The sequence below is a fragment of the Haloarcula sp. CBA1129 genome (assembly GCF_008729015.1).
Classification (GTDB): Archaea; Halobacteriota; Halobacteria; order Halobacteriales; family Haloarculaceae; genus Haloarcula.
The window spans coordinates 187,780-200,357 of the sequence record NZ_RKSM01000001.1; the positions used below are offsets into that span (position 1 = coordinate 187,780).

Genomic DNA, 12,578 nt, shown 5'->3' on the forward strand with positions numbered 1-12,578 from the left:
AGCAGGATTAAGTGTCGGGGTCGGAAGCGACACGACATAGACACCGGTACAGCCTCAGGTGTCGCTCGTCCGGACGAAGAACCCATACAGCACTGCGGTTCCGAGTGCAACGGACAGGACCACGCCGCCAAGTATGGACGGCGCGTACATATTCGCCCCGAGGAACATCCGTCCAAGCGCGAGAATCGCGATGCAGACCCCCAGTGCGACGAAGACCACGTTCTCGGGCTTCGGAGCGTCGGGCGTCACCTCCAGATCCGGAGCAAAGGAGCCGGCAACCGCACCCTCCTCGTCGTCGACCGCGTCCCCGTCGGGGTCATCCTCGACCGGGATTACGTCGGCTTCGGTTGCCAGTTCGTACTCCTCGGTGAAGGTGTCACCCGTAGCGGCCGCGTCGTCTTGTGCGGCCCCGTCGTCATCCATGGTCCGCGATACGTGCCGTGACTACAAAAGCGCTGGCGACTTGGATTACTTGATCCGCGTCCCCAGTGGTGCGTCCTCGTGGGTCGTCAGCAGGTCCGCCTCGTCGCCGGCAGCCAGCACCATCCCGTTGGATTCGATGCCGAACAGCTCGGCTTTCTCCATGTTCGCCAGCAGGATGACACGCGTGCCGGGGAGGTCCTCGGCGTCGTGGAGCTGTCGGAGGCCGGCGACGACCTGCCGTACCTCGTGGCCGATATCGACCTCCAGACGCAGGAGCTTGTCCGCGCCCTCGACCGGCTCTGCGCTGCGGATTTCGCCGACGCGCATGTCGACGCCCTCGAAGTCCTCGAAGCTGATGCGGTCCTCGACGAGTGGCTGAAGGTCGGCGGCGTCTGCGTCCTCGCTGTCGCTCCCGTCGTCGCCGTCGCTCTCATCGTCTCCATCGTCGCTCGCTTCCTCGACACGCTCTTCGAGTTCCTCATTGAGCGCCTCGATGTGGTCGTCCTCGACCTGCTCGAACAGCTCAGCGGGCTCGCCGAACTCCGCCGGCGGCGCGTCGAGCGCGCTGTCGAGGGTCACGTCCGCGACGGAGCCCTGTTCGCCCAGTTGGCCCCACAGACGCTCGGCCTTGCCCGGGAGGACAGGCTGCATGAGCACGGCGACGGCCTTTGTCAGCTGAACGCAGTCGCGGATGACCTGCTCGGCTTCCTCGGGGTCATCGTCGACGAGGTTCCACGGCTCGTTGCGCTGGATGTATTCGTTGCCGTAGTTCGAGAGCTCGATAGCGATTTCAGCCAGTTCACGAACGTCGTACTCGCGAACGGCGGTCTCGAAGTCCTCGATGGCCGATTCGATTCGCTCCGTCACGTCGTCGCTGACCGCGGCGTCGGGCGTCCCGTCGTAGTTGCGCTCGGCGAACAGCAGCGAGCGGTAGATGAAGTTGCCGACGTTGCCGACGAGTTCGCCGTTGACCCGCTCCTGAAAGCGGTCCCAAGAGAAGTCCACGTCGGTGTCGATCTGTGCACCGGTGGCGATGTAGTACCGGAACAGGTCGGGGTGGAAGCCGGCATCGAGGTACTCGTCGGCCCAGACGGCGCGGTTGCGCGAGGTTGAGAGCGCCTTGCCGTCGATGCCGACGAAGCCAGTCGCCAGAATCGACCGGGGCTCGTTGTACCCTGCGCCGCGAAGCATCGACGGCCAGAACACGGCGTGGTGCTGGATGATGTCGCGGCCGATGACGTGGATAATCTCGCCGCTGTCATCGGACCACTCGTCGGACCACTCGGTGCCGTGGCGCTCCTCACCGTCGACTTTCCAGACTTGCTCCCAGTCGTACTCGTCGTCGCCGACCCGCTCGGAGTACTGCTTGGTCGAGGCGACGTACTCGATGGGCGCGTCGACCCAGACGTACAGCACGAGGTCCTCGCCGCCGTCGGCGTCGTCCGGATAATCGACCCCCCAGTCCATATCCCGCGTGATACAGAGGTCCTGCAGTTCGCCCTCGACCCACTCGCGGGGCTGGTTCTGGGCGTTGTCGGTGCCTTCGAGGCGGTCGAGGAAGCCCTGAAGATACTCTTGGAAGTCAGCGAGTCGGAGGAACTTGTGTTCGCGGGTTCGGTACTCGGCGGGGTTCCCCGTCAGCGTTGACACCGGGTCCTCGATTTCGCCGGGTTCGAGGTGGCGCTGACAGCCCTCGTCACACTCGTCGCCGCGGGCCTGCTCCCCGCAGTAGGGACAGGTCCCCTCGACGTAGCGGTCCGGGAGCGGCTGGTCCTCCTCGGTGTCCCAAGCGACTTCGATCTCCTTCTCGTGGACGTGGTCGTTTTCGGTCCACGAGCGGACGAACTCCTGAGTGAGTTCGACGTTGGTCTCGTCGTCGGTGTGCCCGTAGTTGTCGAACTCGATGTTGAACTGCGGGAACGTCTCGGCGTAGGTCTCGTGGAAGTCAAGCGCGAACTCCCGCGGTGCGACACCTTCTTCAGCGGCGTTGACCGCCACCGGGGTCCCATGCATATCCGACCCCGAGACGAACGCCGTCTGCTGGCCGATGCGTCGCAACGCGCGCGAGAGCGCGTCGCCGTCAACGTACGTCCGGAGGTGACCGACGTGCAGGTCGCCGTTCGCGTATGGCAGCCCACAGGTCACGACCGCCGGCTGGTCCGTCGGAAACTCGTCGTTGCTCATACCTGTTCGTGTGCCACCGACGGGTCAAAAGGGGGTTGGTTTCGGCGTGGTGGCCGCGCTCCGGGTCACAGCAGCGCAAGCGTGCCGCCAGCGAGACCGAGCGTCACGACGAGTCGCCCGGCACTGCCGAAGAACGTCGCCGCTCCGAACCGGTAGTAATCGCGTTCGAGGACGGTGAACGCGTAGATAGAGAGCGTGTCGGGGAAGAACGGGACGCAGAGCGCGAGCGCCAAGCCAACGTAGCCGTACTTCTGTGCAAGCTGGACCGTCTTTTTTTCAGACCACTCGATGATGTCGAACCGCGAGCGCTTGATTCGGCGAATGAGCGGGCCGTACTCCTTGGCTTCCTGTCCGATGTGAAAGGCGACGAGACTACCGAAAGCCTTCCCGAGGCCACTGACGATGATAATCGCCACCAGATTCCCGTTCGTGGAGAGCCCGAGTCGGAGCGTTTCGGCTGGAACCAGCACGACTTCGCTCGGGAGCGGGAGAATGAACGCGATCAGAAACGAGTACACCGCGATGATTCCCAGTCCGGTCGGGCCGGTGGCCGTACAGACGGCCTCTTCCAGCGGCGAGAGTGGGGTGCCGGCGGTCGTACAGTCACCGATGAAGGCAATGAACGATGCGGTCGGTACTACCAAGTCCACGCCTCTCTGTAGCAAACAGGCACTTCTAAACCTTCGTATGTCTTCTCGGGAGTGCTCAATACCAGTCTGTTCGAGACCGAAGACAGGGCGTCAGTACCAATCGAGGTCCGCAACGAACGAGCGCAGCATCGACCGCATGACCTGCGGCACCACCTTTTTCCACGGGGGCATCGCGCTCGCCGATGGCGAGCGCTCAACCCCCGCGCAAAAACGCGGTCTTGCAGAGCGAAGCGAAGCAAGGCTCGAAAGACGAGTAGTGCGAGTCTTTCGGTGGTGAAAAAGGCCGACTGCTCGGCCGAAGCCTCGCAGTCGGTGAACGCCGCTCGCACTGCTCGCGGCGATATATTACACTCCTCACCGCCACGGCTGACCTAGTACCAGTCGAGGTCCGCGACGAACGACCGCAGCATTGACCTAGTGACGTGAGGCATACACACGACGCGCATCTCGCCGGCCCCGGTCTTCGAGACCCGCCAGCCGCGGTCCCGGAGCTCGTCGGTCATCGGCATCGAGAGGTCGGCCGCGACGAGCGGGAGTTCGGGGCCGACCACGTCGTGGCCCCGCGCCGACAGCTGGTCGGCCAGCCAGTCGGCGTTTGCCATCGACGTTTCGTACTGTTGTTCATAGCCTGCCGGCCACAGCGACTCCATCGCCGCAACGGCGGAGGCCACACCGGCACCCGACCGCGTGCCCGTCAGCGTTAGCTGGTCCGTCGACTCCAGATACGGCGTTTCGACGGCGAGTTCGTCAAGCAGCGAGCGGTCACGAGCGAGCAGCCCGCCGGCGGGAACCGCCGCCTGCCCGACCTTGTGCGGGTCAATCGTCATCGTGTCCACGGCTGCATGGCCGAAATGCCAGTCGTGGTCGGTAAACGGGAGGTAGAAGCCGCCCCACGCGGCGTCGACGTGGCAGAGGGCATCGACCGACTCGGCGAGGTCGGCGATAGCCGGAATCGGGTCGACGTAGCCGTACTCGGTCGAGCCGGCGACGCCGACGACACACACCGTGTCCTCGTCGACGAGTTCCGCCATCGCCGCCATGTTGGCGCGGTAGTTTTTCGCCGGCGCGGTCCGCAGTTCCACGCCGAGCACGTCGGCGGCCTTTGTAAACGAGAAGTGTGCGTGGACGGGCGCGACCACGTTCGGGTCGTCCGTGTCAGCGCGGTTACGGGCGATACGTATCGCTTGGAGGTTGGCTTCTGTTCCACCCGAGGCGACATAGCCCGCAGGGTCCGAGAGCCCGGTAATCTCGCCGAGATAGTCGACGGCCTCGTGTTCCAGATCGGCGACAGTTTCGTATGTCCCGGGGTCCCCGGGATTCGTCGCGAGGAAGCGTTCCGCTGCTTCGCGTGCCGATGGGTGTGGGACGGTACACATCGACGAGAGGACCCGCTCGAAGTCCTGTGGCGCTGCCCGCTGGAGCATCTATCGCGAGTATAGAGGGGGAGCGGTTTAGCCGTTGTGCTCGTGTGTGTCGTTGTCCGGCGTTTATTTTGTCGGTGGGGACGAGTCGGGCCAGTCCGGCTGCCGGAAATGGACGCTGGCGAACGCGTGAGACCGACTTACCAGTTCGACGGCCCGATCTTCTTCGTCGCCTTCGCGCGAAAGCCCGTGGGACCGATCAGTGACTCGAAGACGGTCTGGCGCTCGGTGTCGAGCGCGCCGCCGAAGGAGCCGACACGCATCGTCCGGTAGGTCTCGAACCCCTTGTCGTTGGAGTAGAAGTAGACGCTGCCGTGCAGGAGGCCGTGGATGAGTTCGTCTGACCGCACGTCGCCCGCGGGCCGGTCGAGCTTGACGAAGGCCACGGTCCCCCAGTTGACGACCGCCTCCCGAAGTCCCAGCAGGAACGCGACCTCGTGGTTCTGGGGCAGGCCGAACTCCGTCGCCCGTTCGAGGTCGGTCAGTGAATCGATGACGATGAGCGTCCCCGCGGCGTCGGCCACGCGCTCGCTGATGTCGGAAAGCAGTTTCTCGAAGGTCTCCTCGGAGGGCTCTGACTTGGGTGGCTCCGCGTCGGGCTGTTCGATGTCGTCGGCGCTCCGCCGAGCGTCGAACAGTGGCTCGGGGACCGGCAACAGCTCCATGAACCGCTGAGAGAAGTCGGCGACGGTCATGTGCTCTGTGAGCGTCTCGAACTGGTACCCGTCGAGGACGGCGTCGAGTTCGCTGTAGACGTGTTCGCGGTCATGCGAGAGCGTGATGTAGGTCACCGAGTCAGGGATCGCCTCGCTGCGCCGGGCGATGCCGTTCGGGACCATCTCGGGGCGGTGTTTCGCGAGCATCAGCGTCGCGAGGCTGGTGTAGGTAAAGGCGTCGCCGCCCGCGTCTGACGCCCCGGCCAACAGGACCGTGCTCCCGGTCGGAATCCCGCGGACCTGTCCGTCCAGTCCGGGGATGCCGAAGGGGATGTAGGACACACCGGAGCTGATACTCTTGGCTTCCGGTGTCGATTCGGGTGCCATACCGCAACGAGGCGAACGGCGCAAAAAAACCTGCTGGCTACGTCAGACCGCGGCTCAGCGGACCGATTCCAGCAGCAGCCGCTGTTCGACGCGTTTGACCTCGTGTTGGACGTCACGCACGGCGTCGATGTTCGGCGAGATGGATGTGACCCCCTCGTCGACGAGGAAGTCCACCATCTGTGGCTTCGAGGCGGCCTGCCCGCAGATGCTCGTGGCGACGTCGTGCTCGCGGCAGGTCCCGATGACCTGACTCATGAGTTCGAGGACGGCCGGGTGGAGTTCGTCGAAGCGGTCGGCGACGTTGCCGTTGTTCCGGTCGACGGCCAGCGTGTACTGTGTGAGGTCGTTCGTCCCGAAGGAGACGAAGTCGATACCGGCCTCACAGATGCCCTCGATGGACAGCGCGCTCGCCGGTGTCTCGACCATGACGCCCCAGTCGCGCTTTTCGGGGTCGATGCCGACCTCTTGCATCAGCGCCTTCGCCCGCAGGATGTCCTCGGCGTCGGTGACAAGTGGAAGCATCAATTCGACGTTATCATAGCCTAAGTCGTACAGGCGCTCGAACGCGCGGAGTTCGAGCTTGAACTCGCCGGGCCGGTCGAGCGAGCGACGGATGCCTCGATAGCCCAGCATCGGGTTGTGCTCGCTCGGCTCGTCCTCGCCACCCTGGAGCTGTCGGAACTCGTCGGAGGGGGCATCGAGGGTCCGGACCCGTACCGGGCGCGGGTAGAACGCCTCGGCCACCGAGCGGACGCCCTCGACTATCTCGTCGACGTAGGCGCGCTCGCCGTGGTCCTCGACGTAGCGCGAGGGGGTCTTGTCCGTCGAGAGAATCATGTGCTCGATGCGCAGCAGGCCGACGCCGTCGGCCCCTGTCGCGGCGGCCCGCTCAGCAGCCTCCGGGATGGAGACGTTGACCTTGACCTCCGTTCCGGTCATCGGTTTGACAGGCGAATGTGCCTCGACCGCCCCGGCGTCGCCTTCCTCGTCGGCCGTCTCGGGAACCTTGGCCCCTTTCTCGACGGTGCCCTTGTCTCCGTCGAGTGTGACCGTTTCGCCGTCTCGGAGCTTCTGTGTCGCGTCCTCGGCACCGACGACGGCCGGCACGCCGAGCTCTCGTGAGACGATGGCGGCGTGGCTGGTCATCCCGCCCTCGTCGGTGATGATGCCGTTGGCGCGTTTCATCGCCGGTACCATGTCCGGCGTGGTCATCTCGGCGACGATGATGTCGCCGTCCTCGACCTTGTCGAGGTTGTCGAGCTTGTCGACGATGCGGACGACGCCGGTGACCCGGCCCGGCGCGGAGCCGATTCCGGAGAGCCGGACCGACTCCGACTGGCTCTCCATCGCTCCGCCGTCCGCGACGCCCGATTTGGCCCCCGGTGGCTGGCTCTCGGCCTCGTTTGCCGAGCCGGCGCTCCCTTCGGGGTCGTCGATGGTGGTAATCGGACGGGACTGCAGCAGGTACACCTCGCCCTCGTAGACCGCCCACTCCACGTCCTGTGGCGTGTCGTAGTGGTCTTCGACTCGCTCGCCGATCTCGATGAGCCGGTGAATCTCCTCGTCATCGAGGACACGCTCGTTGCGCTTCTCCTCGGGGACGGAGCGTTCGATGGTCTCCCCGTCCTCGCCCCGAACACACATCACCTTCTTGTCGGCGACGGTCACCTCGTCGATGGTGCCCGTCTCGCGGTCGACGATGTAGTTGTCGGGCGAGACCGCACCGGAGACGACCGCTTCGCCCAGTCCCCACGCGGCCTCGATGATGGCCGTCGGGCCGCCCGTCGAGGGGTGGCTGGTGAACATGACGCCCGATTTCTCCGCGTCGACCATCTGCTGGACGACGACGGCGATGTCCACGGCGTCGTGCGCGAAGTCGTTCTCGTTGCGGTAGTAGATAGCACGCTGGGTAAACAGCGACGCCCAGCATTCCTTGACTCGTTGCAAAAGGTCCGTCCGCGAGACGTTCAGGTACGTGTCCTGCTGGCCGGCGAAGGAGGCGTCCGGGAGGTCCTCCGCGGTCGCCGAGGACCGGACCGCCACGTCCTCGTCGCCCATCTCGTCGTAGGCGGCCAGCAGGTCCTCACGGACCGACGGCGGGGTGTCCGTTTCCAGAATCAACTCCTGAGCGCGTTCGGCCGCCTCGGCCAGCGCCTGCGAGTCATCGCTGTCGACATCGACGGCCTCGAACAGCGGCTCGTCGATTCCAGTTGCTTCGATGAACGACCGATACGTGTCGGCGGTAACGACGAACGCCGACGGAACGGGCAGGCCCGCTCCGGTCAGTTCTCCGAGAGACGCCGCCTTGCCGCCGACCCGCGCTAGGTCGTCGGCACCGATTTCGTCGAGCCACAGTGTTGGCATGGACTCACTCGTATCATCTCCAACGACAATTAAGGAAGTTCCGGTTACGGCCGGTAGGAAAGCCGCTCTTCACTCGATATCGAGTGAATTAGACAGTCATGCCGCCGGTGCGGTCCCGCGGTCACGCCTCGATGATGTCGTCGTCGTCGACGGCGGGGACGGTCACCGTCCCGTCAAGCGCGGTCACGCCGCGCCCGCCGACCCACACCTCGGCCCCATCGGTATCGACTGACACCGTCCCGGGTCTGTCACGGAAGTGCCCGCCCTCGGCGATGATCTGCTCGATGGTGTCATCGAGCGCTCCGTAGCGACGAACAAACGCCGCACAGGCCCCCGACGCCGTGGCGCTTACCGGCTCTTCGGTCCGGCTCCCCGCCCGGAAGGCTCGCCCGTGGAACGTCGACCGCCGGGTCGCGTCGCCACCGACAGTGTCGAAGGTAAACGGGTACACGCCGACGGCGTCCACGCGGTCACAGAGCGAGGCGACAGCAGCCACATCAACGCTGAGACGACTCAGATGCTCGAAGTAGTTGACCGGAATCATGAGCCACGACTCACCCGTGTCAGCTGTCGCCAGCGGGAGGTCCGCACCCACGTCTTTGAGCGTGGCCGCGTCGAGTCCGAGCGCGGCCGCGACATCGCTGTAGGGAATGTCGACTTCTGTGATGTCTGCCCGCCCCTGTTCGACCCAGACCATGCCGTTCTGTTTGGTCTCGACGGCGACCTCGCCCCCGGCGGTTGCGACCGTCCATTCGGCATCGTCGATCTCGCCACGTTCGTAGAGCGCAGCGTGTGCAGCGACCGTTGCCGTCTCCGCCTGTGTCAGTTCCTCGGTCGGCGAGAAACAGCGAAGCCGGCGGTCGGCGTCCGCCGCTGGGAACACGAACGCCGTCTCGGTGGCCCCCAGTTCGCTGGCGACGGCCTGCATCTGGTCGTCGGTCAGTCCGTCGGCCTCGGGCACGACGCCGGCCGGTGTGCCCGCCGTCGGCTCCGTGGCGAACGCGTCGACAAGCAACGCCTGTCGGGTATCCATGGCACGGAGTTGTGCTGACCCGCAGATAACCTTTTCCGGAGCTAGCCGGGGGCAACCGACGGCAGGACACGATTCTGACGGACGACTTTAGTACAGGGGGCTATCACTGGAACGTATGAGCGACGACGTCGACCTCCCTGAGAGCCACCCCCGCTACGAGTCGCTGCTGACCCGCCACCGGATCGAGGCGGGCGTCGACCGCGGTATCACCTCCCGACAGGGCCTCATCGCCCAAGGGCGCGGTGAAGCCTTCGACTACCTGCTGGGCGAGCGCACCATCGACAGCGCCGACGCCGCAGAGCGTGCCGCCGCGGCACACCTCCTCTCCGCCGACCACGCCGTCGTCTCGGTCAACGGCAACGCCGCCGCCCTCGTCCCCGGTGAACTCGTCGAACTGGCCGAGGTGACCGGCGCCGACCTCGAAGTAAACCTGTTCAACCGGACCGAGGAGCGCATCGAGGCCATCGCCGACTACCTCCGCGAGCACGGCGCGACCGACGTGAAGGGGCTGACCGCCGACGGGCGCATCCCCGGCCTCGACCACGAGCGCGCGAAGGTCGACGCCGACGGCATCGGCGCGGCGGACGTGGTTCTCGTCCCACTGGAGGACGGTGACCGCGCCGAGGCGCTGGGCGAGATGGGCAAGACGGAACTGGTCATCGACCTCAACCCACAGAGCCGCTCGGCCGAAGTGGCCACGGTGCCTATCATCGACAACATCATCCGGGCGATACCGAACATCACCGAGCACGCACGAGGCCTCCGTGGCGACTCCGATGCCCAGCAAGCGGCCATCGAAACGTTCGACGCCGACGATGCTCTGACTGCCGCCGAGCGGACGATTCGGGAGGGCGACCTCGAATGAGCCTGCCGCCGTACATCTACGCCGACCGTCGGGTACCTGACGAGGAGACCGTCAGAGAAACCCTCGACCAGCGGACGATGACCGCCTTCGGCGACACCGAGAAACTGGAACGACTCCATCGGGTGTTCTATCCGGTGTTCAAGGTCGACTACGAGTACGAGACCGGCGAGGGCAAACTGTTCGGCACGACGACGAAGTCCGAGACAGCGTTTCTCGACGGCCTCTGGGCGGACAACGACCGGGCGGTGTCCCAGTACGTCGATGACACCGACGCGGTGGTCCGCCGAGCGACGGGCGACTACGACTTCGGCCGCAGCGACCCGGCGCTTGGCCGCTCCGTCCTGTTGCAGTTTCAGGTCACCGACGACGACGCCCGGTCGCTGCTGCCCCAGCGTGTCGCGGAGTACCGCGAGCAGCGCCACGACTCCGCCGCGGGCGCGGCGAACGTGTTCCTCCGAAAGCTCAGAGAGTCTTACGGGCTCCCCGGGGATTTCGACCCCGACGGGTTCGACGGTGTGACCGCCGTCGAGCGCCTGTATCTTCCCTTCTGGCTCGCTGAGTACCACTCGCCAGACAGCACGGACGTCAAGCTCGTCACCTTCCGGGACCCTGATGCCCCGACCGACGACTTGCAGCGCCACGGCTGGCTCGCAGAGTTCCTCAGCGCCGAGCCTCGGCGGCTGGCCGAGTACGGCTACGAGGTCAACCCTGACCGGCTCGAACGGAACATCCGCGAACGGATCGACCAGCCCGACGAACCCGGCTCGGCTGGAACGAGCCGGAACTCTAATTCCAGCCGTGGCAGTTCCGGCGACAGCGACGACGGAGCGCCCTCGATAAACCGCGAGCGACCCTCGGACGACGGGACAGTGGTCCAGCCCGACGGCGTCGACATGCAGGCCGACGGGCTGGTCGACCCCGACCCGACCCGGAGCTTCGCCGACGTGGGCGGAATGTCGGAGCTGTTGCAGACGCTGAACCACAAGGTTGTCCGGCCGCTACAGGACCCGACCGCCTTCGAGGAGTACGGTATCGGCGTGGTCAACGGTGTCCTCTTGCACGGGCCGCCCGGCTGTGGGAAGACACACGTCGCCGGCGCGCTCGCTGGCGAAGTCGACCACGCCTTCATCGAGGTCACGCCCGCCGACGTGACGAGCAAGTACATGGGTGAACCCGCACAGAAGGTCGAGGAACTGTTCCAGATCGCCCGCGCGAACGCCCCCTGTATCCTCTTCATCGACGAGATTGACGGCATCGCCGGCGCACGCGACGGCGACAGCAACATGAACAGCAGCGAGCAGCAACTGGTGAATCAGCTCCTCACCGAACTCGAAGGGATTGCCGACGAGGACGTGGTGGTGCTCGGCGCGACGAACCTCGTCGAGGACGTGGACGACGCGATTCGCCGCTCGGGCCGGTTCGACGAGCGGGTCGAGGTCCCGCCGCCGGACCCCGCGGCACGAACGCAGATTCTGGAGATACACCTCGCCGGTCGGCCGACGGCGGACGACATCGATTTGGCCCCCATCGTCGAGGAGACGGCCGGCTTCGCGGCCAGCGACATCGAACTCCTCGCCGAGGACGCCGCCCGGAAGGCGTTGCGGGCCGACGCTCCCATCGGGACGGACCACCTCATGCAGGCTGCCACAGAGACCGACACCAGTATCCCGGACTGGGTCGACCCCGAGATGGTCGCCGAGAACGGCGTCGTCCAGCCCGACGGCGTCGACCTGCAGGCCAGTTCGCTCGTCGAGACCGACCCCGGACGCGACTTCGGCGATGTGGGCGGAATGGGTGAACTGAAGGCCCGACTGGAAGACACGGTCATCGACCCGCTTGAGAACACCGACACCTACGCCGAGTACGGCATCGACGTGCTCTCCGGGCTGTTGCTGTACGGTCCGCCCGGCTGCGGGAAGACCCACCTCGCCGGCGCGCTCGCGGGAGAACTCGACCATAGCTTCGTCGAAATAAGCCCCGCAGACGTGACCAGCAAATGGATGGGCGAGCCGGCCCGCAACGTCGCCGAGGTGTTCGAGGTGGCCCGCGCGAACGCCCCCTGCGTGCTGTTTATCGACGAAATCGACGGCATCGCGGGGTCGCGGCGCGGCTCGATGAACACGAGCGAGCAGCAGCTGGTCAATCAGCTGCTCACAGAACTCGAAGGCGCGGCGGCCGAGGACGTCGTCGTGGTCGCGGCGACGAACTTCGTCGAGGACATCGACGCGGCGCTCCGGCGCTCGGGCCGCTTCGACGAACGTGTCGAGGTCCCGCCGCCGGACGCCGAGGCCCGCAAGCAGATTCTGGATATCCACCTGCAGGAGCGTCCCGTCGCCGGTGACATCGACTGGGACGCCATCGTCGAGCCGACGGCCGGCTACGCCGCCAGTGACCTCGAACTCCTCGCCGAGGACGCCGCGCGGCACGCCTTGCGAGACGGCTCGGACATAACCCAGGCGCACCTCGAAACTGCCGTCTGGGAGACGCATTCGAGCATCGCCGACTGGGACGACCGGGACCGCTATCAGGGAGCGGAGGGGACTGCTGACCTCGGACTTGGACCGTAGTCCGCCGCGCTGCGCGCTTTCCACTAAA

9 protein-coding genes are annotated in these 12,578 nt (G+C 65.8%); 2 read left to right on the top strand and 7 right to left on the bottom strand.

The window, feature by feature from the left end:
* Positions 1-54: 54 nt before the first annotated feature.
* The 7 genes from Har1129_RS00880 to Har1129_RS00910 all read right to left on the bottom strand — a co-directional run bounded on the left by Har1129_RS00880 (position 55) and on the right by Har1129_RS00910 (position 9,118).
* Positions 55-423: a hypothetical protein gene (locus tag Har1129_RS00880; RefSeq protein ID WP_151098930.1), complete on the bottom strand. Its 369-nt coding sequence runs from the start codon at positions 421-423 to the stop codon at positions 55-57.
* Between the two features lie 45 nt (positions 424-468).
* Positions 469-2,607, bottom strand: coding sequence for a methionine--tRNA ligase (gene metG / locus Har1129_RS00885; protein WP_151098931.1), 2,139 nt, complete (start codon positions 2,605-2,607; stop codon positions 469-471).
* 65 nt (positions 2,608-2,672) lie between these two features.
* Positions 2,673-3,257 carry a YqaA family protein gene (locus Har1129_RS00890; protein ID WP_151098932.1) on the bottom strand — a complete coding sequence of 195 codons (585 nt, stop codon included), beginning with the start codon at positions 3,255-3,257 and terminating at the stop codon, positions 2,673-2,675.
* A gap of 371 nt (positions 3,258-3,628) precedes the next feature.
* Entirely contained in the window at positions 3,629-4,681 is a 1,053-nt protein-coding gene (gene mfnA / locus Har1129_RS00895; RefSeq protein ID WP_151098933.1) for a tyrosine decarboxylase MfnA, read from the bottom strand.
* 137 nt (positions 4,682-4,818) lie between these two features.
* Positions 4,819-5,721: a chemotaxis protein CheY gene (locus Har1129_RS00900; protein ID WP_151098934.1), complete on the bottom strand. Its 903-nt coding sequence runs from the start codon at positions 5,719-5,721 to the stop codon at positions 4,819-4,821.
* A 54-nt stretch (positions 5,722-5,775) separates the two neighbouring features.
* On the bottom strand, positions 5,776-8,085 hold the full coding sequence (gene ppsA, locus Har1129_RS00905) for a phosphoenolpyruvate synthase (RefSeq protein ID WP_151098935.1): 2,310 nt from the start codon (positions 8,083-8,085) through the stop codon (positions 5,776-5,778).
* A gap of 121 nt (positions 8,086-8,206) precedes the next feature.
* Entirely contained in the window at positions 8,207-9,118 is a 912-nt protein-coding gene (locus Har1129_RS00910) for a PhzF family phenazine biosynthesis protein (RefSeq protein ID WP_151098936.1), read from the bottom strand.
* A 115-nt stretch (positions 9,119-9,233) separates the two neighbouring features.
* On the opposite strand from Har1129_RS00910, the gene Har1129_RS00915 reads away from it, so the two are divergent.
* Both Har1129_RS00915 and Har1129_RS00920 read left to right on the top strand, forming a co-directional pair.
* On the top strand, positions 9,234-9,983 hold the full coding sequence (locus Har1129_RS00915) for a 4-phosphopantoate--beta-alanine ligase (protein WP_151098937.1): 750 nt from the start codon (positions 9,234-9,236) through the stop codon (positions 9,981-9,983).
* Positions 9,980-12,550: an AAA family ATPase gene (locus tag Har1129_RS00920; RefSeq protein WP_151098938.1), complete on the top strand. Its 2,571-nt coding sequence runs from the start codon at positions 9,980-9,982 to the stop codon at positions 12,548-12,550. Before Har1129_RS00915 ends, Har1129_RS00920 begins: the two co-directional genes overlap by 4 nt.
* Positions 12,551-12,578: the final 28 nt, after the last annotated feature.